The organism is Pantoea sp. RCC30.1, assembly GCF_058148845.1.
On record NZ_JBXUHX010000031.1, the window covers coordinates 19,671 to 42,380 of the forward strand.

Annotated in this window: 17 protein-coding genes and 1 riboswitch; of the genes, 12 read left to right on the forward strand and 5 right to left on the reverse strand. The window is 55.4% G+C overall.

Annotation, left to right across the window (positions count from 1 at the left end):
- Positions 1-123 precede the first annotated feature (123 nt).
- From metB to metF, 3 genes are all read left to right on the forward strand, one after another.
- Positions 124-1,284, forward strand: coding sequence for a cystathionine gamma-synthase (gene metB / locus AC2LB6_RS20445; protein ID WP_490094914.1), 1,161 nt, complete (start codon positions 124-126; stop codon positions 1,282-1,284).
- 2 nt (positions 1,285-1,286) lie between these two features.
- On the forward strand, positions 1,287-3,722 hold the full coding sequence (locus tag AC2LB6_RS20450) for a bifunctional aspartate kinase/homoserine dehydrogenase II (protein ID WP_490094915.1): 2,436 nt from the start codon (positions 1,287-1,289) through the stop codon (positions 3,720-3,722).
- 203 nt (positions 3,723-3,925) lie between these two features.
- Positions 3,926-4,825, forward strand: coding sequence for a methylenetetrahydrofolate reductase (gene metF / locus AC2LB6_RS20455; RefSeq protein ID WP_419140690.1), 900 nt, complete (start codon positions 3,926-3,928; stop codon positions 4,823-4,825).
- Positions 4,826-4,920: 95 nt separating this feature from the next.
- Here the strand turns inward: metF and ppc are convergent, their stop codons facing one another.
- Both ppc and argE read right to left on the reverse strand, forming a co-directional pair.
- Positions 4,921-7,572, reverse strand: coding sequence for a phosphoenolpyruvate carboxylase (gene ppc, locus AC2LB6_RS20460; protein WP_490094916.1), 2,652 nt, complete (start codon positions 7,570-7,572; stop codon positions 4,921-4,923).
- Between the two features lie 353 nt (positions 7,573-7,925).
- Positions 7,926-9,074, reverse strand: a complete 1,149-nt coding sequence (gene argE / locus AC2LB6_RS20465; RefSeq protein WP_136197221.1) for an acetylornithine deacetylase — start codon at positions 9,072-9,074, stop codon at positions 7,926-7,928.
- A 167-nt stretch (positions 9,075-9,241) separates the two neighbouring features.
- Here argE and argC point away from each other — a divergent pair, with 167 nt between their 5' ends.
- The 4 genes from argC (at position 9,242) to argH (ending at position 13,743) form a co-directional block, all read left to right on the forward strand.
- A complete protein-coding gene (gene argC, locus AC2LB6_RS20470) occupies positions 9,242-10,246 on the forward strand; it encodes an N-acetyl-gamma-glutamyl-phosphate reductase (protein WP_490094917.1) in 1,005 nt (334 codons plus the stop codon).
- A 14-nt stretch (positions 10,247-10,260) separates the two neighbouring features.
- Positions 10,261-11,037, forward strand: a complete 777-nt coding sequence (gene argB, locus AC2LB6_RS20475) for an acetylglutamate kinase (RefSeq protein ID WP_098052047.1) — start codon at positions 10,261-10,263, stop codon at positions 11,035-11,037.
- A 24-nt stretch (positions 11,038-11,061) separates the two neighbouring features.
- Positions 11,062-12,279, forward strand: a complete 1,218-nt coding sequence (locus AC2LB6_RS20480; RefSeq protein WP_490094918.1) for an argininosuccinate synthase — start codon at positions 11,062-11,064, stop codon at positions 12,277-12,279.
- A gap of 90 nt (positions 12,280-12,369) precedes the next feature.
- A complete protein-coding gene (gene argH, locus AC2LB6_RS20485; RefSeq protein ID WP_136197288.1) occupies positions 12,370-13,743 on the forward strand; it encodes an argininosuccinate lyase in 1,374 nt (457 codons plus the stop codon).
- Between the two features lie 120 nt (positions 13,744-13,863).
- On the opposite strand, the gene AC2LB6_RS20490 is transcribed toward argH, so the two are convergent.
- Positions 13,864-14,598: a glutathione peroxidase gene (locus AC2LB6_RS20490; RefSeq protein WP_490094919.1), complete on the reverse strand. Its 735-nt coding sequence runs from the start codon at positions 14,596-14,598 to the stop codon at positions 13,864-13,866.
- A gap of 124 nt (positions 14,599-14,722) precedes the next feature.
- Here AC2LB6_RS20490 and oxyR point away from each other — a divergent pair, with 124 nt between their 5' ends.
- On the forward strand, positions 14,723-15,640 hold the full coding sequence (oxyR, locus tag AC2LB6_RS20495; RefSeq protein ID WP_419140697.1) for a DNA-binding transcriptional regulator OxyR: 918 nt from the start codon (positions 14,723-14,725) through the stop codon (positions 15,638-15,640).
- Here the strand turns inward: oxyR and sthA are convergent.
- Positions 15,623-17,023 (reverse strand): Si-specific NAD(P)(+) transhydrogenase, encoded by a 1,401-nt coding sequence (gene sthA, locus AC2LB6_RS20500; RefSeq protein WP_090967168.1) that lies wholly within the window; start codon positions 17,021-17,023, stop codon positions 15,623-15,625. The two genes, oxyR and sthA, sit on opposite strands and share 18 nt — an antisense overlap.
- Positions 17,024-17,215: 192 nt before the next feature.
- Between sthA and fabR the strand changes: the two genes are divergently transcribed.
- Positions 17,216-17,863, forward strand: coding sequence for an HTH-type transcriptional repressor FabR (fabR, locus tag AC2LB6_RS20505; RefSeq protein ID WP_490094920.1), 648 nt, complete (start codon positions 17,216-17,218; stop codon positions 17,861-17,863).
- A 14-nt stretch (positions 17,864-17,877) separates the two neighbouring features.
- Positions 17,878-18,231, forward strand: coding sequence for a YijD family membrane protein (locus tag AC2LB6_RS20510; protein WP_490094921.1), 354 nt, complete (start codon positions 17,878-17,880; stop codon positions 18,229-18,231).
- Between the two features lie 40 nt (positions 18,232-18,271).
- On the opposite strand, the gene trmA is transcribed toward AC2LB6_RS20510, so the two are convergent.
- Entirely contained in the window at positions 18,272-19,375 is a 1,104-nt protein-coding gene (gene trmA / locus AC2LB6_RS20515) for a tRNA (uridine(54)-C5)-methyltransferase TrmA (protein ID WP_490094922.1), read from the reverse strand.
- Between the two features lie 98 nt (positions 19,376-19,473).
- Positions 19,474-19,656, forward strand: a riboswitch (cobalamin riboswitch).
- Positions 19,657-19,726: 70 nt separating this feature from the next.
- Here trmA and btuB point away from each other — a divergent pair.
- Together btuB and murI are read left to right on the forward strand one after the other, a co-directional pair.
- Positions 19,727-21,607: a TonB-dependent vitamin B12 receptor BtuB gene (gene btuB / locus AC2LB6_RS20520; protein WP_490094923.1), complete on the forward strand. Its 1,881-nt coding sequence runs from the start codon at positions 19,727-19,729 to the stop codon at positions 21,605-21,607.
- Positions 21,552-22,403 carry a glutamate racemase gene (gene murI, locus AC2LB6_RS20525; RefSeq protein ID WP_490094924.1) on the forward strand — a complete coding sequence of 284 codons (852 nt, stop codon included), beginning with the start codon at positions 21,552-21,554 and terminating at the stop codon, positions 22,401-22,403. The genes btuB and murI overlap by 56 nt, the downstream gene beginning before the upstream one ends.
- The last annotated feature ends 307 nt before the right edge of the window (positions 22,404-22,710 follow it).

Here is a 22,710-nt window from a genome sequence, read left to right on the forward strand (position 1 = left end):
GGTTATTGCGTTTTTGCTCAATCTATACGCAAAGACATTTAGATGTCCAGATGTATTGACGTCTAATTAGAGGATGATATCCTGTGGCCTACATTTTATTCACTCTTCAGGAACAATTTGCTCATGACGCGTAAACCAGCAACCATTGCAGTGCGCAGCGGTTTGAATGATGACGAGCAATATGGCTGCGTTGTCCCGCCAATTCATCTCTCAACGACCTATAACTTCCTGGATTTCAATGAGCCTCGTGCGCATGACTACTCCCGTCGTGGCAACCCCACACGTGATGTCGTACAGCGTACCCTGGCCGAACTGGAAGGAGGAGCGGGCGCGGTATTAACTAATACCGGGATGTCGGCGATTCACCTGGTTACGACGGTGTTCCTGAAGCCTGGCGATCTGCTGGTTGCGCCACACGACTGTTATGGCGGCAGCTATCGGCTGTTTGACAGCCTGAGCAAGCGCGGCGCGTATCGGGTGAAATTTGTCGATCAGGGCGACCCGGTGGCGCTGCAGGCTGCACTGGATGAAAACCCTAAACTGGTGCTGATTGAAAGCCCCAGCAATCCGCTGCTGCGCGTGGTGGATATCAGCGCGATTTGCGCCGCTGCCCGCGCGGCAGGTGCCATCAGCGTGGTGGACAATACCTTTATGAGTCCGGCGCTGCAGAACCCTCTGGCGCTGGGTGCCGATCTGGTGATCCATTCCTGTACCAAATACCTCAATGGCCACTCCGATGTGGTAGCAGGTGCGGTGATTGCTAAAGATCCGCAACTGGCAACCGACCTGGCCTGGTGGGCGAATAATATTGGTGTGACCGGCGCGGCGTTTGACAGTTATCTGCTGCTGCGCGGGATTCGTACGCTGTCGCCACGCATTGCAGCCGCACAACGCAACGCACTCGCGATTGTTGAGTATCTGAAGAAGCAGAAGCTGGTGAAAAAGTTGTATCATCCTTCGCTGCCGGAAAACGCCGGACACGAACATGCCGTACGTCAGCAGCGTGGCTTTGGTGCCATGCTGAGTTTTGAAGTTGATGGTGATGAGGCGCTGCTGCGCCGCTTCCTGAAAGCGTTGCGGCTATTTACGCTGGCGGAATCGCTGGGCGGAGTAGAGAGTCTGATCTCCCATACCGCCACCATGACGCACGCCGGGATGTCGGCAGAAGCACGTGCGGCAGCGGGCATTTCCGATACGCTGCTACGGGTTTCTGTCGGTATTGAAGATCACGAAGATTTAATTGCCGATCTGGATAATGCATTCCGGGTCGCAGCCGAGGGTTAAGCATGACGATTTCAGCAGGCGCGGGAACGCCGAACACCAGGCAGTTGCATAAGTTTGGCGGCAGCAGCCTGGCCGATGCACGCTGCTATCAGCGCGTTGCCAGCATTATGGCGGACTATAGCCAGCCGGGCGATCTGATGGTGGTGTCTGCGGCAGGCTCAACCACCAACCAGCTGATTAGCTGGCTGAAGCTGAGCCAGAACGATCGCCTCTCCGCGCACCAGGTGCAACAGGCTTTACGGCGCTACCAGAGCGAACTGATCAGTGCGCTGCTGCCTGCTGAGATCGCCGAACCTTTAATTACCGCGTTTATCCGCGATCTCGAAAAGCTGGCTGCCCTGCTGGATGCGCCGATCACCGATGCGGTCTATGCAGAAGTGGTCGGGCACGGTGAAGTCTGGTCGGCACGCCTGATGTCAGCGGTGATGAGCCAGCGTGACCTGCAGGCCTGCTGGCTGGATGCGCGTGAGTTTCTGCGCGCTGAACGTGCTGCTCAACCGCAGGTGGATGAAGGTAAATCCTGGCCGCTGCTGCAGACTTTGCTGGCACAGCATCCACACAAGCGCATCGTGGTGACCGGATTTATCAGCCGCAACGACGCCGGTGAAACCGTCCTGCTTGGCCGCAACGGCTCCGACTATTCCGCTACGCAGATTGGTGCGCTGGCGGGTGTCGGACGTGTGACGATCTGGAGCGATGTGGCGGGTGTCTACAGTGCCGATCCCCGCAAGGTCTCTGATGCCTGTCTGCTGCCGTTGTTAAGGCTGGATGAAGCCAGTGAGCTGGCGCGTCTGGCTGCACCGGTGCTGCATACGCGTACTCTGCAGCCGGTTTCCGGCAGTGATATCGACCTGCAACTGCGCTGCAGTTATCAGCCGGAGCAGGGCTCAACCCGAATTGAACGCGTGCTGGCCTCCGGGACGGGCGCGCGTATCGTCACCAGCCATGATGATGTTTGCCTGATTGAGATTCAGCTGCCAGAGCAGCATGACTTCGCCATCCTGCACAAAGAGATCGACCTGCTGCTGAAGCGCGCGCAGCTGCGTCCGCTGGCGTTTGGCGTTCATCCTGACCGTCAACTACTGCAGCTCTGTTATACCTCCGAAGTGGTCAACAGCGCCTTTACGCTGCTACAGGATGCCGGTTTACCGGGCCATCTGCAGCTGCGCGACGGACTGGCGCTGGTGGCGCTGGTGGGTGCAGGCGTTACCCGCAATCCGCTGCATACCCATCGTTTCTGGCAGCAGTTAAAAGATCAGCCAGTTGAGTTCATCTGGCAGTCAGAAGAGCATATCAGCGTAGTCGCGGTGCTGCGCGTCGGCCCGACTCAGCATCTGATTCAGGGACTGCATCAGTCGCTGTTCCGGGCAGAAAAGCGCATCGGCCTGATGCTGTTTGGCAAAGGCAATATCGGTTCACGCTGGCTGGAGCTGTTTGCCCGCGATCAGGAAACGCTGTCAGCGCGAACCGGCTTTGAATTTGTGCTGGCGGGCGTCGCGGATAGCCGTCGCAGCCTGCTGAGCTATGACGGGCTGGATGCCAGCCGGGCACTCGCCTTCTTTGATGATGAAGCGGTGGAACGCGATGAAGAGTCGCTGTTCCTGTGGATGCGTGCTCACCCGTTTGATGACCTGGTGGTGCTGGATGTCACCGCCAGCACACCGCTGGCGCAGCAGTATCTCGACTTCGCCAGCCACGGTTTTCACGTGATCAGCGCTAATAAGGTCGCGGGTGCGTCAGACAGTCAGACCTGGCGGCAGATTCGTGATGCCTTTACCAAAACCGGGCGTCACTGGCTTTATAACGCCACGGTTGGTGCAGGCCTGCCGATCAACTACACGGTGCGCGATCTGCGTGACAGCGGCGATACCATTCTGGCGATCAGCGGGATCTTCTCCGGCACGCTGTCGTGGCTGTTCCTGCAGTTTGATGGCACGGTGCCCTTTACCGAGCTGGTGGATCAGGCCTGGCAGCAGGGCCTGACCGAGCCTGATCCACGCGCCGATCTTTCGGGTCAGGATGTGATGCGCAAGCTGGTGATCCTGGCGCGTGAAGCAGGCTACAACATCGAGCCGGATCAGGTGCGGGTTGAATCGCTGGTGCCCAATAACTGTCAGCAGGGATCCGTCGACCACTTCTTTGAAAATGGCGAAGAACTGAACGAGCAGATGCTGCAGCGACTGGAAGCCGCGCAGGAGATGGACCTGGTGCTGCGTTACGTTGCCCGTTTTGATGCCAACGGCAAGGCGCGCGTGGGTGTGGAAGCGGTGCGTCCGGAACATCCGCTGGCCTCGCTGCTGCCGTGCGACAACGTCTTTGCGATTGAGAGTCGCTGGTACCGCGATAATCCGATGGTGATCCGTGGGCCGGGTGCTGGACGGGATGTCACCGCTGGTGCCATCCAGTCAGATATTAATCGCCTCGCCCAACTGCTGTAATTTCTCTTCCTCAGGCGCTTCGGCGCCTGTTATTCAATGCCTTATCTCTCTCCTGTTGAATCTCCTTCATGTTGGTTGAAAATTAATCACGGCTGCTGACCGTTTTTAAGTTGACGGCATACCCGGATTACGTCATTTTGAACATCTGGACGTCTAAACGTGTAGATGTTCGAAGGCCGATTATTAATCGATGAGGATGCAGGATGAGTTTCTTTCATGCCAATCAGCGCGAAGCGCTAAACCAGAGCCTGGCTGAGCTGAACGGGCAAATTAATGTTTCATTTGAGTTCTTCCCGCCTCGTACCAGCGAAATGGAAGAGACCCTGTGGACCTCCATCGATCGTTTGAGCAGCCTGAAGCCGAAATTTGTTTCTGTGACCTACGGCGCGAACTCAGGTGAGCGCGATCGCACTCACAGCATTATCAAAGGCATTAAAGACCGCACCGGTCTGGAGGCTGCACCTCATCTGACCTGTGTCGATGCCACGCGTGATGAACTGCGCACCATCGCTCAGGATTACTGGAACAACGGTATTCGTCACATTGTGGCGCTGCGTGGCGACCTGCCTCCTGGCAGTGGTAAGCCAGAAATGTACGGCAGCGATCTGGTGTCGCTGCTGAAAGAGGTCGGCGATTTTGATATTTCCGTCGCTGCCTATCCGGAAGTCCATCCCGAAGCGAAAAGCGCCCAGGCCGATCTGATTAACCTGAAGCGAAAAATTGATGCCGGTGCCAACCGGGCGATCACCCAGTTCTTCTTCGACGTCGAAAGCTATCTGCGTTTCCGAGATCGCTGTGTTTCAACCGGCATCGACGTGGAAATTGTGCCGGGCATTCTGCCGGTCTCTAATTTTAAACAGTTGCAACGCTTTGCCACGCTGACCAATGTGCGTGTGCCGGGCTGGATGAGCGCGATGTTTGCTGGTCTGGATGATGACCCGGAAACGCGCAAAATGGTGGGCGCTAATATTGCGATGGACATGGTGAAAATCCTGTCACGTGAAGGGGTGAAAGATTTCCATTTTTACACGCTGAACCGTGCCGAAATGAGTTACGCCATCTGCCACACTTTAGGCGTACGTCCTTCCGCAGCAGCGGCTTAATCACTCCGTGTCAGCCAATGAAAAAGTCGGGAAAGTCCCGACTTTTTTGTTTTTGCAGACGGGTGGCGCTGAGAATGATCAGCGCCCGGCCACGATTAACCGGTATTGCGCATGCCTGCCGCCACACCCGCAATCGTCACCATCAGCGCCTGCTCAACGCGGGCATCCGGCTCATCGCCACGCGCTTCCTGCGCACGTGAACGATGCAGCAGTTCTGCCTGGAGTACGTTTAGCGGATCGGTATAGACGTTACGCAGTGCAATCGACTCAGCAATCCATGGCTGGTCAGCCATCAGATGTGAGTCATTGGCAATGGTCAGTACCGCTTTGATATCCGCAGCAAGCTGTTCGCGCAGCTGTTTACCCAGCGGCCAGAGTGACTTATCGACCAGACGCTGATCGTAATATTCCGCCAGCCACAGGTCGGCTTTCGAGAAGACCATCTCCAGCATCCCCAGACGGGTCGAGAAGAATGGCCAGTCGCGACACATCGCTTCCAGCTGATCCTGATGACCGGCTGCCATCGCCTGCTGCAATGCGGCACCGGCACCCAGCCAGGCGGGCAGCATCAGACGGTTCTGCGTCCAGGCGAAAATCCACGGAATCGCACGCAACGACTCTACGCCGCCGGTAGGCCGGCGTTTGGCCGGACGTGAGCCCAGCGGTAATTTACCCAGCTCCTGCTCTGGCGTCGCCGAACGGAAATAGGGCACGAAGTCCGCATTTTCACGCACATAACCACGATACATCGCACAGGAGTCAGCAGAGAGCTGATCCATGATGTCGCGCCATTCGCGTTTTGGCTCCGGCGGCGGCATCAGGTTCGCTTCCAGAATCGCGCCAGTGTAGAGCGACAGGCTGGCGATGGTCACGGCCGGTAAGCCATATTTAAAGCGAATCATCTCACCCTGTTCAGTCACACGCAGACCGCCGCGCAGGCTGCCTGGCGGTTGTGACAGCAGTGCGGCATGGGCGGGCGCGCCGCCACGACCAATGCTGCCGCCGCGTCCGTGGAACAGCGTCAGTGAAATCCCTGCCTTCTCACAGGTTTTGATCAGGGCATCCTGCGCCTGATATTGCGCCCAGCTGGCGGCCATCACACCGGCATCTTTCGCCGAGTCAGAATAGCCAATCATCACCATCTGTTTGCCCTGAATCAGGCCGCGATACCAGTCAATGCTCAGCAGCTGGCTCATCACGTCGTTCGCGTTGTTCAGGTCATCAAGCGTTTCAAACAGCGGGGCAACCGGCATGGCATAGCCGATACCGGCTTCTTTCAGCAACAGATGTACGGCCAGTACGTCAGAAGGGGTTTTCGCCATCGAAATAACATAGGCGGCGATAGAACCCTGTGGAGCTTCTGCCGCGACGCGACAGGTCTCCAGCACTTCACGCGTCTCATCGCTGGGCTCCCAGGTACGAGGCAGCAGCGGGCGCTTGGAGTTCAGTTCACGGATCAGGAACGCCTGCTTGTCCGCTTCAGACCAGCTTTCATAATCGCCGAGGCCCAGATAGCGGGTCACTTCAGCAATCGCCTCTTTGTGACGGGTGCTCTCCTGCCGCAGATCGATACGCACCAGCGGCACGCCGAAGCATTTCACGCGGCGCAGCGTATCGAGCAACTGACCGTTAGCGATAATGCCCATACCGCACTGTTGCAGTGATTGATAGATGGCAAATAGCGGGTCCCACAGCTGATCGTTGGAAACCAGCAGATCGGCCGGACGCGGCAGACGTTCGCCTTTCAGGCGGCGTTCAAGGAAGGACTGGGTCGTCATTAACTGACTGCGCAGGCGTTTCAGGATCACACGGTAAGGTTCCAGCGCTTCCGGATCGCCGCTGAGTTCGCGGATCTCGTCACTGCACTCGGACATCGACAGCTCGGAGATCAACACACCGATATCGCGCAGGAACAGGTCTGTGGCTTTCCAGCGGCTAAGCTGCATCACATGGCGGGTAATCGACGCCGTGACGTTCGGGTTACCGTCGCGGTCGCCACCCATCCATGAGGTGAACTGGACCGGCACGAAATCGACCGGCAGCTTGAGGCCAAACGCCTCTTCGACCTGCTCGTTCAGCTCACGCAGGAAAGCAGGAACGCCTTCCCACAAGCTGTTTTCTACGACGGCAAAGCCCCATTTGGCTTCGTCGATAGGGGTCGGGCGATATTTACGGATCTCATCGGTGTGCCACGCCTGCGCCACCAGCTGACGCAGACGGCGCATAATCTGGTTTCGTTCGTAGTCAGAGACATCGCTGTGATCGAGCTGTTTCAGGCAGCTGTTAACTTCAACCAGCTTGTGAATCAGCGTACGACGGGTGATTTCGGTCGGGTGCGCAGTCAGCACCAGCTCCAGTGACAGTGACTCAATAGCCGCAAGGATGTCGCTTTCGCTGATATCTTTCTGCTGCTTCAGGGTATCAAAGGTCTTTTTCAGCAGTTCAGGATGGTTTTCACCCTCGCCACTCTGCGAGATGGTCTGATACTGCTCAGCTACGTTGGTGAGGTTCAGAAACTGGCTAAAAGCGCGTGCAACCGGCAGAAGCTCCTCGTTGGAGAGGTTCTGCAGCGTATTGAGCAGTTCTTTACGATGAGTGTCATTTCCTGCACGGGATGACTTGGAGAGCTTACGGATGGTTTCCACCTGGTCGAGGATGTTCTCTCCCAGTGCATCCTTAATCGTATCCCCGAGCAGTTTGCCGAGCATACTGACATTACTTCGCATTGCGGAATATTGTTCGTTCATTGGACCCTGACACCCTTATCGTCTTGAAAAACTTCTACACCCGACCTTTCAGGCAGCAGAAAAATCAACAACATTGTGTTCCCGATAATCTACAGGGAACCCGCTCCGTTGCCGCCTGTCCGCATTCTGAAACGTTCTGGATAATCACCCGGTGGGCATAACATCGTCTTTTATCTAGCCACGTAATGTTGCGTTCGTCAAATGCGTTAAAGTGCACTGAAGATGCAGCTAACTAACGGAAATTCGAAGAATTTATCGGGAAGGAAGCGGGATAAGTTATTCTTATTGTTAAATCCCGCAGAATGAGGGGGCATTTTGCTGTTAATACAGTGAAATGCCCCATTTGCTGTCAATCAGTGACAAAAATGCTGCACAACCTGACTGATAAGCGCCCGTGTTGGCTTAATAAATGCCGTATCGATAAATTCATCCGGTTGATGTGCCTGATTAATGGAACCCGGACCCAGGACCAGCGTCGGGCAGAGCTGCTGAATAAACGGCGCTTCGGTGCAGTAGTTCACCACCTCGGTTGGCGTCCCCAGTAATTTCTCAACCACACTCACTAGTTCATGGTTTGCCGGACACTCATAGCCCGGAATCGGAGGATGCAGTTCGGCCACCGTAACACGGCCCGGCCAGCGTGCACTCACCGGTGCCAGCGCCTCGTTCAGTAACCCATCCAGATCGCTCAGTGACAGGCCCGGCAGCGGACGGATATCCATATGCAGTTCACAGCAGGCGCAGATACGGTTAGCGGCGTCTCCGCCATGAATATGGCCGAAATTCATGGTTGGATAGGGGATAGCGAAGCCGTCATGGTGATAACGTTCCTGTAGCGTCGTGCGCAGTTGCATCAGATGGGTGATCGACTCATGCATCAGTTCAATGGCGTTGACGCCGCGCGCCGGATCGCTGGAATGGCCCGATTTCCCCTCAATACGAATCACATTCGACAGATGGCCTTTGTGCGCGCGCACCGGTTTAAGCGAAGTCGGTTCACCTATGATGGCGCAGTCGGGACGCAGTTGCGTCGATTCAGAGAAATATTTGGCGCCAGCCATAGTGGTCTCTTCATCGGCCGTGGCGAGGATATAGAGCGGCTTGCTCAGCGTGCTGACATCCACATCGCGCAGCGTATCAAGAATAAAGGCGAAGAAGCCTTTCATGTCTGCTGTACCCAGGCCATAGAGCTTGTTGTCGTGCTCAGTCAGGGTAAAGGGATCGCGCGTCCAGCGGCCATCATCAAAGGGAACGGTATCCGTATGGCCGGCTAACAGCAGACCGCCCGCACCGGTGCCGGTTCGCGCCAGCATATTAAATTTATTGCGGGTGCCGGGCACCGGTTGCACTTCAACGCTGAAGCCAAGGTCGCGGAACCAGCCGGCCAGCAAATTGATTAAAGTTTCATTACTCTGATCCAGTGCGGCATCGGTTGCGCTGATCGACGGTGTGGCGATTAACTGGCGGTACAGTTCAATAAAAGGCGGTAATTTTGTCTTCACTGTTGGCGGTCCTTGGGTTAGGATGTATCCATATTCATGCAGTAATAGTGAATAAAAATACATTAACGTCCTCTGCAAGGGAACCATAAATCACTGCAGATGACAGGGTGGGTAACGGGGCAAGGCCGCGACCCGGAACGTGCGACTGTAAAAAGGGTTACAGCCTGATGTTGAATACGCTGATCGTTGGTGCCAGTGGTTATGCTGGTGTAGAGCTTGCCACCTTCCTGAATCGCCATCCACATATCAACATAACCGCTTTGGCGGTTTCGGCGCAAAGCCCTGATGCCGGCAAGCGCCTGTCCGATCTTCATCCGCAGCTGAAAGGCGTGGTGGATTTGCCGCTGCAGCCGCTGAGCAGCGCGGCCGAATGGGCAGATAAAGTGGATGTGGTGTTCCTGGCGACAGCCCATGAAGTCAGTCACGATCTGGCTCCGGAATTTCTCAAGGCCGGTTGTGTGGTGTTCGACCTGTCTGGCGCTTTCCGCGTCAATAACGCTGATTTTTACACTCGCTTTTATGGCTTCACCCATCAGCATGGTGACTGGCTGGATAAAGCCGTTTACGGCCTGGCGGAATATCAGTATGAGAAAATTCAGCAGGCGCAGCTTGTGGCTGTGCCAGGTTGCTACCCGACCGCTGCTCAGCTGGCACTGAAGCCCCTGGTGGATGCCGGACTGTTAAACGAGGCGCAGTGGCCAGTGATCAACGCCACCAGCGGCGTGAGCGGTGCCGGACGTAAAGCCAATGTCGGCACCAGCTTCTGCGAAGTGAGCCTGCAGCCTTACGGCCTGTTCAATCACCGTCATCACCCGGAAATCGTCGCGCACCTCGGTACACCGGTGATCTTCACACCGCATCTGGGTAACTTCCCGCGCGGTATTCTGGCGACGATTACCTGCCGTCTGAAAGCGGGTGTCAGCCGTGAAGATATCGCCGCCGTTTTCCATCACGCCTATGACAACAAGCCACTGGTGCGGCTCTATGAAAAGGGCGTACCGGCGCTGAAAGCCGTGGTGGGCCTGCCTTACTGTGATATCGGTTTTGAAGTACAGGGCGAGCATCTGATTGTCGTCGCAGCCGAAGATAACCTGCTGAAAGGCGCGGCATCGCAGGCGGTACAGTGCCTGAACATCCGGTTCGGCTTCCCTGAAACGCAGTCACTGATTTAACGGACGAATAAACCATGACCAATCCATTGATTATTAAGCTGGGCGGTGTGCTGTTAGACAGCGAAGAAGCGCTGGCCCGCTTGTTTGAAGCGCTGCTGAACTATCGTAGCGCTCATCAGCGTCCGCTGATCATTGTCCACGGCGGCGGTTGCCTGGTGGATGAACTGATGAAAAAGCTGGCGCTGCCGGTGATGAAGAAAAATGGCCTGCGCGTCACCCCAGCCGACCAGATCGACATTATTACTGGTGCGCTGGCGGGAACCGCCAACAAAACACTGCTGGCCTGGGCGAAAAAATCGGGCATCAACGCGGTCGGCCTCTGCCTGGGCGATGCGGGCATCGTCAATGTCGCCCCGTTTGATGAAGAACTCGGCCATGTTGGCCATGCAACGCCGGGCGATCCGGCGCTGCTGAACACCCTGCTGGCGGCCGGTTACATGCCGGTGGTGAGCTCTATTGGTATTACTGACAGCGGCGACCTGATGAACGTCAACGCTGACCAGGCGGCGACCGCACTGGCCTCAACGCTGGGCGCTGATCTGGTTCTGTTGTCAGACGTCAGTGGTATTCTTGACGGCAAAGGTCAGCGCATCGAAGAGATGACCGCCGACAAAGCTGAACAGCTGATTACCCAGGGCATTATTACCGATGGCATGATTGTTAAAGTGCACGCTGCGCTTGATGCGGCGCGTACGCTGGGCCGTCCGGTGGATATTGCCAGCTGGCGTCACGCTGAGCGGCTACCTGACCTGTTTAACGGCGTGTCGATTGGCACCCGGATTCTCGCTTAACGACTCTGATTCAAGGATTACGAAATGCATACGCAAAACATCAAAAAAATCGTTCTGGCTTACTCCGGTGGTCTTGATACTTCGGCCATCATTCCATGGCTGAAAGAGAACTACGGCGGCTGTGAAGTGGTCGCATTCGTAGCGGACATCGGTCAGGAGCGTGGCGATCTGGAAGGTGTGGAGAAGAAAGCTCTGCAGTCTGGCGCATCTGAATGCCATGTGGTTGACCTGCGTGAAGAGTTTATCAGCGACTACGTCTATCCGGTACTGCAGACCGGCGCACTCTATGAAGGCACCTATCTGCTGGGCACCTCTATGGCGCGTCCTATCATTGCTAAAGCGCAGGTTGAGCTGGCGCTGAAAGTGGGCGCGGATGCGCTGTGTCATGGCGCAACCGGTAAAGGGAATGACCAGGTGCGTTTCGAAACCACCTACACCGCGCTGGCACCACAGCTGAAAGTGGTGGCACCGTGGCGTGAATGGAACCTGCGTTCACGTGAAGCGCTGCTGGACTACCTGAAAGAGCGCAACATCCCGACCACCGCATCGCTGGAAAAAATCTACAGCCGTGACGAAAACGCCTGGCACATCTCCACCGAAGGCGGCGTGCTGGAAAGCCCGGCCAATGCACCCAATAAAGATTGCTGGGTCTGGACTGTCGATCCGCTGGAAGCGCCTGACCAGCCTGAAGAGGTGACAGTGACCGTAGAGAAAGGTCGGGTTGTGGCGGTTAACGGCGAAAAACTGAGTCCGTTCCAGTGTCTGGAAAAACTGAATGTGCTGGGCGCAAAACATGGCGTCGGCCGTATCGATATCGTTGAAAACCGTCTGGTGGGCATTAAATCCCGCGGCTGCTACGAAACCCCTGGCGGCACCATCATGGTTAATGCGCTGCGTGCGGTTGAGCAGCTGGTGCTGGATCGCGATAGCTTCAAATGGCGTGAGCAGCTGGGGCACGAGATGTCTTACGTGGTTTATGACGGTCGCTGGTTTGCCCCGCTGCGTAAGTCGATTCAGGCTGCTGCCGAATCACTGGCGGAAGAAGTTAACGGTGAAGTGGTGCTGCAGCTCTACAAAGGCCAGGCGACTGCCACCCAGAAGCGTTCTGCGAACAGCCTCTACTCGGAAGAGTTCGCCACCTTCGGTGAAGATGAAGTTTACGATCACCGTCACGCGGGCGGCTTTATCCGTCTGTTCTCGCTCTCTTCGCGTATCCGCGCCCTGAACGAGCAGAAGAAGTAATTTTCAGGCGGGGTGCGCCTCGCCTCACAGTTTTAATTCAGGGGCGGCATTTATGTCGCCTCTTGTTTAACGATTCAGAGGAGTTTTCACATGGCACTTTGGGGTGGACGGTTTACTCAGGCAGCGGATCAGCGTTTTAAACAGTTTAATGACTCGCTGCGCTTCGATTACCGCCTGGCAGAGCAGGACATCATTGGCTCTGTTGCCTGGTCCAAAGCGCTGGTGACGGTCAATGTCCTGACTCAGGATGAGCAGCAGCAACTGGAAGCAGCTCTGAATGCGTTACTGGATGAAGTACGTGAGAATCCTGAGCAGATCCTCCAGAGCGACGCCGAAGATATTCACAGCTGGGTTGAAGGCAAGCTGATCGACAAAGTCGGCTCGCTGGGTAAAAAGCTGCACACCGGCCGTAGCCGTAACGATCAAGTCGCGACCGATCTGAAACTGTGGTGCAAGGTGCAAATTGAAGCGCTGCTGGGTGCCTCACGTGAACTGCAGCAGGCGCTGGTGGTGACTGCTGAAGCCAATCAGGATGCCGTGATGCCAGGTTACACGCACCTTCAGCGTGCGCAGCCGGTGACGTTTGCACACTGGTGTCTGGCCTACGTTGAAATGCTGGCGCGTGATGAGAGCCGTCTGCAGGATACACTGAAGCGGCTTGATGTCAGCCCGCTGGGCTGTGGCGCACTGGCCGGTACTGCCTACGAGATCGATCGTCAGCAGCTGGCAGGCTGGCTGGGCTTTGCTTCCGCCACGCGCAACAGTCTGGATACCGTATCAGACCGCGATCACGTGCTGGAGCTGCTCTCTGACGCGGCTATCGGTATGGTGCATCTTTCGCGCTTTGCCGAAGATATGATCTTCTTTAACACTGGCGAAGCGGGCTTTATCGAGCTGTCAGATAAAGTGACCTCCGGCTCATCGCTGATGCCGCAGAAGAAAAATCCGGATGCGCTGGAGCTGATTCGCGGCAAGTGTGGTCGGGTGCAGGGTGCACTGACCGGCATGATGATGACCCTCAAAGGTCTGCCGCTGGCGTACAATAAAGATATGCAGGAAGACAAAGAAGGGCTGTTTGACGCGCTCGACACCTGGCTCGACTGCCTGCATATGTCAGTGCTGGTGCTGGATGGCCTGCAGGTTAAACGTCCGCGTTGCCAGGAAGCGGCTGAACAGGGCTACGCAAACTCCACCGAGCTGGCCGACTATCTTGTCGCCAAAGGCGTGCCGTTCCGTGAAGCACACCATATCGTCGGTGAAGTAGTGGTGGCCGCTATCGGGCAGGGCGTGGCGCTGGAAGCATTGTCGCTGGCGCAGCTGCAGCAGTTCAGTGCGGTGATTGGTGAGGATGTCTATCCGATCCTGGCGCTGCAATCCTGCCTGGATAAGCGTAATGCGCAGGGCGGTGTCTCGCCACAGCAGGTTGCGCGTGCCATCGGTGACGCTAAGCAGCGTCTGGCGTAATCAGCAGGTAAAAAAAAGCGGGCACATTATATGCCCGCCAACCTCTAGCTTCAGAATTACTACTTTTTTTATAGGCACATCATCAAAGCGCCCGCTCTCCCGGCCGACGCTCAGATTCTTTTAGGCTGACAGCAAGTATTGTTGCAGATCCTCACTACCGCCAATGTGACGACCGCCTATGAAGACTTGCGGTACCGTTGCCCGGCCTGAAACGGCGCGCAGACTCACGGTTGTCGCATCCTGTCCCAGCACAATTTCTTCATACTGGATGCCATGATCCATCAGCATCTGTTTTGCCTGGGTGCAGAAGCTGCAGCCTGGCTTAGTAAAGATGGAAACCGACTCCTGGGCTTTACACTCCGGCGCCAGATAGCGCAGCATGGTATCGGCATCGGAAACCTCAAACGGGTCGCCCGGCTTGTTCGGCTCCACAAACATTTTCTCTACCACGCCGTTACGTACCAGCATCGAGTAGCGCCATGAACGCGGGCCAAAGCCGAGATCGGCTTTCTCAACCAGCATCTCCATGCCACGGGTGAATTCACCGTTGCCATCAGGGATAAAGGTAATGTTGTCGGCGCGTTGTTCTGCTTTCCAGGCGTTCATTACAAAAGTGTCATTCACCGAGACGCACAGAATACTGTCCACGCCCTGCTGAGCAAACAGACTCGCTAATTCGTTATAACGTGGCAGATGGCTGGAGGAGCAGGTGGGTGTAAAGGCACCCGGCAGTGAAAAAACAATCACCGTTTTGTCTTTAAACAGCGCTTCGGTGGTGACATCGACCCAGCGATCGCCCTGACGCGTGTGAAAAATCACTGGCGGAATAGCTTTACCTTCCTGACTTGCAAACATTTTTTTCTCCTGAGATACCACGTTCCTTTTGATGCGCGCATTATTCCTAACCACCCTTGATAGGGCCAATCGTTCATTGCTATTCTATCTATCGCCACGGGCTATCGTGGTTTGGAGGGTAATAATGAATATTCGTGATCTTGAATATCTGGTTTCGCTTGCTGAACACCGTCATTTCCGACGTGCTGCGGATGCGTGCCATGTCAGTCAGCCGACGTTAAGCGGGCAGATCCGGAAGCTGGAAGATGAGCTGGGTGTGATGCTGCTGGAGCGCACCAGCCGTAAAGTGCTGTTCACGCAGGCAGGTTTGCTGCTGGTGGATCAGGCGCGAACGGTGCTGCGTGAAGTGAAAGTGCTGAAAGAGATGGCGAGTCAGCAAGGGGAAGCGATGTCAGGTCCGCTGCATATCGGCCTCATCCCGACTACCGCGCCTTACTTATTGCCACAGATTATCCCGACGCTGCACCAGACATTCCCGAAACTGGAGATGTATCTGCACGAAGCGCAGACGCAGCAGCTGCTGGCGCAGCTCGACAGCGGCAAGTTGGACTGTGCGATTGTCGCGCTGGTCAAAGAGAGCCAGGCCTTTATCGAAGTGCCGCTGTTTGATGAACCGATGAAGCTGGCAGTCTATGCCGATCATCCGTGGTGCGATCGTGACCGTGTGCCAATGTCCGATCTGGCCGGCGAGAAATTGCTGATGCTGGAAGATGGGCACTGTCTGCGTGACCAGGCGATGGGATTCTGCTTTGAGGCGGGTGCCGATGAAGATACCCATTTCCGCGCGACCAGCCTTGAGACGCTGCGCAATATGGTGGCGGCAGGCAGCGGCATTACGCTGTTACCGGCGCTGGCAGTTCCACCAGAGCGTATTCGCGATGGTGTCTGCTATCTCACCTGCTACAAACCGGTGCCACAGCGCACGATTGCGCTGGTCTATCGTCCGGGTTCACCTCTGCGCAGCCGTTATGAACAGCTGGCAGAGGCGATTAAGACCCACATGCAGCACTATTTTGACGCTGCGTTAAAACAGGCGGTTTAAGCCGTTTAACGCCGCAACGCGATAGGCTTCGGCCATGGTCGGATAGTTAAAGGTGGTATTCACGAAGTACTCAATCGTGTTGCCACCATTTTTTTGCTCCATGATCGCCTGACCGATGTGGATGATCTCGGCGGCACGCTCGCCAAAGCAGTGGATCCCCAGGATCTCTTTGGTTTCACGATGGAACAGGATCTTCAGGCTGCCGACGTTCATACCCACGATCTGCGCCCGCGCCAGATGCTTGAACTGCGCGCGTCCCACTTCGTAAGGCACCTTCATTGCCGTCAGCTGCTGCTCGGTTTTACCTACGGAGCTGATTTCCGGAATGGTGTAGATACCGGTTGGGATATCTTCAATCAGGTGCGCTGTGGCTTCCCCTTTGATAATCGCCTGCGCGGCAATACGGCCCTGATCGTAGGCGGCTGAGGCCAGACTCGGATAACCAATCACATCACCGACAGCATAGATGTGCGGCTGAGCCGTCTGATACATGCTGTTCACTTTCAGCAGGCCACGACCATCCGCTTCCAGACCGACATTTTCCAGTGATAGCGAATCGGTGTTACCGGTACGGCCGTTAGCGTAAAGCAGGCAGTCCGCTTTGACTTTCTTGCCCGACTTCAGATGCATGATAACGCCATCTTCCACGCCTTCGATCTTCTCAAACTCCTCGTTGTGACGAATCACCACGCCACTGTTCCAGAAGTGGTAAGAGAGAGAGTCTGACATCTCCTGATCAAGGAAAGCCAGCAGGCGATCACGGGTGTTAATCAGGTCAACCTTGACGTTCAGACCACGGAAAATCGACGCATATTCACAGCCAATCACGCCAGCGCCATAAATAATGACGTGGCCTGGTTCGTGGTGCAGGTTGAGGATAGAGTCGGAGTCATAAACGCGGGGATGGGTAAAGTCGACATCGTCAGGATGGTAAGGTCGTGAACCACACGCGATAACAAACTTCTCTGCCGTCAGCGTCTCACGCGTACCATCAGGCTGCTCAATCTCAACGGTATTGGCATCAACGAAATGCGCATCACCCTGATAAAGTTCACAGCGATTACGCTCGTAGAAGCCCTGACGCATGGCTGTCTGTTGGCTGATCACGCTTTCCGTGTGATTGAGAATGTCGGCAAAAGAGGAGCGAAGCAGTCGGGTATGATCGCTATAAAGCGGGTTCTGGTTGAATTCAATAATGCGACTGACAGCGTGGCGAAGGGCTTTAGAAGGGATGGTGCCCCAGTGCGTACAACCGCCGCCGATGTTGTGGTAGCGTTCGATCACGGCGATGCGCGCTCCCTGTTTTACCAGCCCCATCGCCGCCCCTTCACCGCCGGGCCCTGAGCCAATCACAATGGCATCGTAATCGTAAGACTTTTGCATACCGATACGTCCTATTATTTATACATTTTTACAACGAGATTCTAACATCTCGTCGCGCACTTCTGAATTCTATCAGCGATTTTCATCACATTTTGACAAAGAGTGAGGTTCACAGGCGGTGACAAAGATTGCCAATCTGTACGCTGAAAATTTTGTTATAGTGCCTGCACAACACCGCTAAAGGCAGAGAGAATGGGCGTCAGAGCGCAACAAAAAGAACGTACACGACGTACACTGATTGAAGCAGCTTTCAGTCAGCTCAGCGCCGAGCGCAGTTTTGCCAGTCTGAGTTTGCGGGAGGTTGCCCGTGAAGCTGGTATTGCACCTACCTCCTTTTATCGTCATTTCAAGGATGTTGATGAGCTTGGCCTGACGATGGTAGATGAAAGCGGGCTGATGCTGCGACAGCTGATGCGCCAGGCGCGCCAGCGTATCGCTAAAGGCGGCAGCATCATTAAGACGTCGGTGTCGACCTTTATGGAGTTCATCGGCAACAATCCCAACGCCTTCCGCCTGTTACTGCGTGAACGTTCCGGCACCTCTGCCGCTTTCCGTGCTGCCGTGGCGCGCGAAATTCAGCACTTTATCGCTGAACTGGCCGATTATCTTGAGGTCGAAAATCGCATGCCGCGCAGTTTTACCGAAGCGCAGGCTGAAGCGATGGTGACCATTGTTTTCAGCGCCGGTGCAGAAGCACTGGATGTTGATACTGAGCAGCGACGTAAGCTTGAGGATCGGCTGGTGTTACAGCTGCGTATGATCGCCAAAGGCGCTTATTACTGGTACCGCCGTGAGCAGGAACGACTGGCGGTCACCCTGGAAAAACCCGAAGAGCAATGAGTAAGGATTAGTCCATGACCCACCCAGGTACCCGCGATAAAAGCACTCTGGCACTGGCTTTTATTACCGGCTTAGCGATTAACGGCTCGTTTTCTGTGCTGTTTAGCGCCTTTGTTCCCTTTTCGATTTTTCCGCTGATTGCGCTGGGGCTGGCGGCCTGGTCTCTGCATCAGCGTTATCTCAACACCAATATGCCGGACGGCATGCCAGGACTCGCGGCGGCGTTTTTCCTGCTGGGGATTCTGGTTTATAGCGCGCTGGTGCGGGCAGAATACCCGGACATTGGCTCCAACTTCGTTCCCACCGTTCTGATGGTGGCGCTGGTGTTCTGGATTGCGACGCGGTTTAAGCGCAAGCGTAATCAGTAGGGATAAATGAAAACGGGAACCTCAGGGTTCCCGTTTTTGTTTACGCTTTACGCGTCAGCAGAACGCCGCATTCCATATGATGGGTATAAGGGAACTGATCAAACAGCGCCAGCCGTGTCACATCGTGCGTTTCTGACAGCGTCTGCAGATTTTCGCTCAGGGTCTGCGGGTTACAGGAGATGTAAAGGATGCGCGGATATGCCTGCACCATTTTCACCGTCTCTTCATCCAGTCCGCTGCGCGGCGGATCGACAAATATTGTCTCGCATTCGTAGCTGGTCAGATCAATTCCTTCCAGACGATTGAAGCTGCGCACGCCATTCATCGCCTGAGTAAACTCTTCCGCCGCCATGCGAATGATCTGCACGTTATCAATCTGGTTCACGGCAATGTTGTACTGTGCCGACGCAACAGAGGGCTTGGCGATTTCAGTCGCCAGAACGCGGCGGAAATTGCGCGCCAGCGCCAGCGAGAAGTTGCCGTTACCGCAGTAGAGTTCCAGCAGGTCGCCCTGTGAGTCCTGGGTCACATCCAGCGCCCACTCCAGCATCTGAATATTCATCGCCGCGTTAGGCTGGGTAAAACTGTTCTCGACCTGACGATAGATAATCTCGCGACCCGCCACCGGCAGACACTCATCCACATAGTCGCGATCCAGACAGATTTTGGTCTTAGTCGCACGGCCAATCAGCTGCACATCCAGCCCTTCCGCGCGCAGCTGGTCACGCAGCGCCGCGGCTGCCTGCTGCCACTCATCATCCAGCTTGCGGTGATAGAGCAGTGAAATCACAATCTGATTGCTCATGGTCGACAGATAGTCGATCTGGAACAGTTTATGACGCAGGGTGCGGTTATCACGGATCGCGGCGACCATCTTTGGCATCAGCTGATTGATCAACTGGCTGGCCGCCGGGAACTGATCAACCCGGATCCGCTCGCGTGTCTGCTGATCAAAGATGATGTGATAGATGTCATCGCCGTCATGCCACAGGCGGAATTCGGCGCGCATCCGATAGTGGCTGACCGGCGAACGGAACACCTCCACGTCGGGCGCAGCAAACGGCGTCATTATCGTCTCTAAACGACTGACTTTTTCCGCCAGCTGTGCGTCATAGTCTTCAATGGGGAGATGTTCGGGTGTCATGAGCAATCCTGATTAATAGCTTACCAGCGGGCGATTGTAGGCATTCACTTGCTGATGTCCAGTCCTGCAGCGGCTGTCTGGACTTCCGTATCTCCACTCCGTAGACTGCAGACGCCGGCCTCAAGCCCGAGTTAATAGGGAATCCAGTGTGAATCTGGAGCTGACGCGCAGCGGTAAGGAATGTCGTGATGAGTGCAATTGCAGACACTGTCCTCCGGGATGGGAAGTCATCATCATTTATGGTTCCCAGCCCGAAGACCTGCCGGTGTAACGTCGCTACTCGTACAATCATCGCGTGCTATTGATTGTCGGCCTGCGGCATCCTGCTTCGTCTTATGGATGCGATTAAAAATGACAAAAAAAACGGCATCGCTGTTCGCTCTGAGCGCAACGGCGATTTCTCTCTGGGCGCAAAACGGTTTTGCGCAGGGGAATGATGATACGCAAATAGTCACCGCCAACCGTTTTGCCGAACCTGTTTCCGGGGTGCTGGCTCCCACTACCGTCGTCACGCGTGATGAAATCGATCGCTGGCAGGCCAAAAGCCTGACGGATGTAATGCGCCGTCTGCCGGGTGTCGATGTCACGCAAAGCGGCGGGTTAGGGCAGCAGAGTTCGCTGTTTATTCGGGGCACCGAGTCCAGTCATGTGCTGATCCTGATTGATGGTATCCGGCTTAATCAGGCGGGTATCACCGGTTCGTCGGACCTCAGTCAGATCCCCCTGTCGCTGGTACAGCGCATCGAATATATTCGCGGCGCGCGTTCTGCGGTTTACGGTTCTGACGCGATTGGCGGCGTAGTGAATATCATTACGGGTCGATCACAATCGGGCAGCACGCTGACGGCGGGCATGGGGTCCAACGGTTATCAATCTTACGACGGCTCCACCCAACAGATGCTGGGCGATGCGACAAAGCTTACCCTGGCAGGCAACTACACCTATACCAAAGGGTATGACGTAGTAGCGGGTTATCCCAATGACTATGGTCCGGCGCAGCACGATCGCGACGGCTTCATGAGCAAAACCCTGTATGGCAACCTTGAGCATCAGTTCAGCGATGAGGTCAGTGGTTTTGTGCGCGGCTATGGCTTTGATAACCGTACCGCCTACGATGGGTCATACACCTATGATGACAGCTTCACTAATATCATCGGTCTGGCGGATACCCGTCAGCTCTATAGCCAGACATGGGACACCGGGTTACGCTTCAACCGCGACTTTTATTCTACCCAGCTCATCGCCAGTTATGGCCATACCAAAGACATTAACTACGATCCGCGCAATGGCCGCTACGGTGCTGCGTCGACCTTTGATGATGTCACTCAGTACAATCTGCAGTGGGGCAATACCGTGCAGGTGGGGAAGGGCGCCATCAGTGCGGGTGTTGACTGGCAGAAAGAGACAACTGAACCGGGTACGAACTATTTATCAGAAGGCTATGAACAGCGTAATACCGGCCTCTACCTGACCGGTCAGCAACAGTTTGGCAGCATCACCCTTGAAGGAGCGGTACGTGGTGACGATAACAATCAGTTCGGCTGGCATAACACCTGGCAGACGGCGGCCTCCTGGGAATTTATCTCCGGCTACCGCGCGTTCGCCTCTTATGGCACCGCCTTTAAAGCACCCAAACTGTCGCAGCTTTACAGCCCGGACTACGGTAATCGTGACCTCGATCCTGAAAAAAGTAAGCAGTGGGAAGGGGGTTTTGAAGGCCTGAGCGGGCCGGTGAACTGGCGGGTATCGGGCTATCGCAACGACATCGATAATCTGATTGAAGGTGATCCGCTGACCTCCCGTTACTACAACATTGAGCAGGCACGTATTAAAGGCGTTGAAGCCACGGCAGGATTCGATACCGGGCCGCTGACGCATCAGCTCTCGTATGATTATGTCGATGCGCGGGATGGCAGTACCGATCAGCCACTTATTCGCCGGGCTAAGCAGCAGGTGAAGTATCAGCTCGACTGGACGCTGTATGAGTTTGACTGGTCCGTGACTTATCACTATCTGGGTGACCGTTATGATACCGACTTCAACAGCACGCCCAGCCGTCGCGTGGAGTTAGGTGGCGTCAGCCTGTGGGATCTCGCCGTCTCATATCCTGTCACTTCACAACTCACGGTTCGTGGTAGAATTGCCAACCTGTTCGATAAAGATTACGAGACAGTGTATGGCTATCAGACTCCAGGACGAGAGTATTACCTCAGCGGCAGCTACAACTTCTGATTTGCGTCCCACCGTGCTGGTGTTTGATTCTGGCGTCGGTGGGCTTTCTGTCTATGATGAGGTCCGTCAGCTGTTGCCGGATCTTCATTATCTCTACGCCTTCGATAACGCTGGATTCCCTTACGGCGAGAAAAGCGAAAGCTTCATTGTGGATCGGGTGGTCGCTATCGTTGAGGCCATTACCCGCAGCTATCCTCTCTCGTTAGTCATTATCGCCTGCAATACGGCCAGCACGGTTTCATTGCCCGCTTTACGTGAACGTTTTGCGTTTCCTGTCGTGGGTGTGGTTCCGGCGATTAAACCTGCCGCGCGCCTGACGCGAAATGGTGTGGTCGGGTTGCTGGCGACGCGGGCTACGGTGCGCCGCCCTTATACCCATGAGCTGGTGGCGCAATTTGCCGGTTCCTGCAACATCGAGATGCTGGGATCTGCGGAGCTGGTGGAACTGGCCGAAGCTAAGCTACACGGTGCTGAGGTTGCACTGGATGAGGTGCGCCGTATTGTTCAGCCGTGGCTGCGGATGGCTGAACCACCGGACACGGTTGTTTTAGGCTGTACGCACTTCCCTTTACTGCGCGAGGAGCTGCAGCAGGTGTTACCTGAAGGGACGCGTCTGATTGATTCCGGTGCGGCAATTGCCCGACGAACTGCCTGGCTCCTGGAGCATGACGCGCCTGAAGTAAATTCTTCGCAACAGAACGTCGCATTCTGCACGGATCTGGATGGCGAAGCGGTACAATTATCACCCGTTTTACAGCGTTATGGCTTCCCGTTGCTGGAAAAACTGACGCTTTAGCGGCTTTTAGCTGAAAAAAGAAGCACTCGGAATTTTATTTGAAATTAGCTCTTGTCAGCCTCCGAGAACTCCCTATAATGCGCCTCCACTGACACGGCACAACGGTTTACGAAGCGCCGGGTTGAGTAGGTTCGAAATCATACGAACCAGTGAGTTAAGCGAAAATAAATGCTTGACTTACAATGCGGAAAGCGTAATATACGCAGCCCGCGCCGCAGTAAATCGCGGCATGCTCTTTAACAATTTATCAGACAATCTGTGTGGGCACTCGCAGGATTGATATCAGCGTCTCCGGACGTAAAAAATA

Coding starts and splice junctions, on each gene's coding strand:
- ppc (WP_490094916.1), bottom strand. CDS start 7,572: ATGAACGAACAATATTCCGCAATGCGAAGTAATGTCAGTATGCTCGGC.
- oxyR (WP_419140697.1), top strand. CDS start 14,723: ATGAATATTCGTGATCTTGAATATCTGGTTTCGCTTGCTGAACACCGT.
- argC (WP_490094917.1), top strand. CDS start 9,242: ATGTTGAATACGCTGATCGTTGGTGCCAGTGGTTATGCTGGTGTAGAG.
- argH (WP_136197288.1), top strand. CDS start 12,370: ATGGCACTTTGGGGTGGACGGTTTACTCAGGCAGCGGATCAGCGTTTT.
- btuB (WP_490094923.1), top strand. CDS start 19,727: ATGACAAAAAAAACGGCATCGCTGTTCGCTCTGAGCGCAACGGCGATT.
- metF (WP_419140690.1), top strand. CDS start 3,926: ATGAGTTTCTTTCATGCCAATCAGCGCGAAGCGCTAAACCAGAGCCTG.
- AC2LB6_RS20480 (WP_490094918.1), top strand. CDS start 11,062: ATGCATACGCAAAACATCAAAAAAATCGTTCTGGCTTACTCCGGTGGT.
- fabR (WP_490094920.1), top strand. CDS start 17,216: ATGGGCGTCAGAGCGCAACAAAAAGAACGTACACGACGTACACTGATT.
- metB (WP_490094914.1), top strand. CDS start 124: ATGACGCGTAAACCAGCAACCATTGCAGTGCGCAGCGGTTTGAATGAT.
- argB (WP_098052047.1), top strand. CDS start 10,261: ATGACCAATCCATTGATTATTAAGCTGGGCGGTGTGCTGTTAGACAGC.
- murI (WP_490094924.1), top strand. CDS start 21,552: ATGGCTATCAGACTCCAGGACGAGAGTATTACCTCAGCGGCAGCTACA.
- AC2LB6_RS20510 (WP_490094921.1), top strand. CDS start 17,878: ATGACCCACCCAGGTACCCGCGATAAAAGCACTCTGGCACTGGCTTTT.
- AC2LB6_RS20450 (WP_490094915.1), top strand. CDS start 1,287: ATGACGATTTCAGCAGGCGCGGGAACGCCGAACACCAGGCAGTTGCAT.
- AC2LB6_RS20490 (WP_490094919.1), bottom strand. CDS start 14,598: ATGTTTGCAAGTCAGGAAGGTAAAGCTATTCCGCCAGTGATTTTTCAC.
- sthA (WP_090967168.1), bottom strand. CDS start 17,023: ATGCAAAAGTCTTACGATTACGATGCCATTGTGATTGGCTCAGGGCCC.
- trmA (WP_490094922.1), bottom strand. CDS start 19,375: ATGACACCCGAACATCTCCCCATTGAAGACTATGACGCACAGCTGGCG.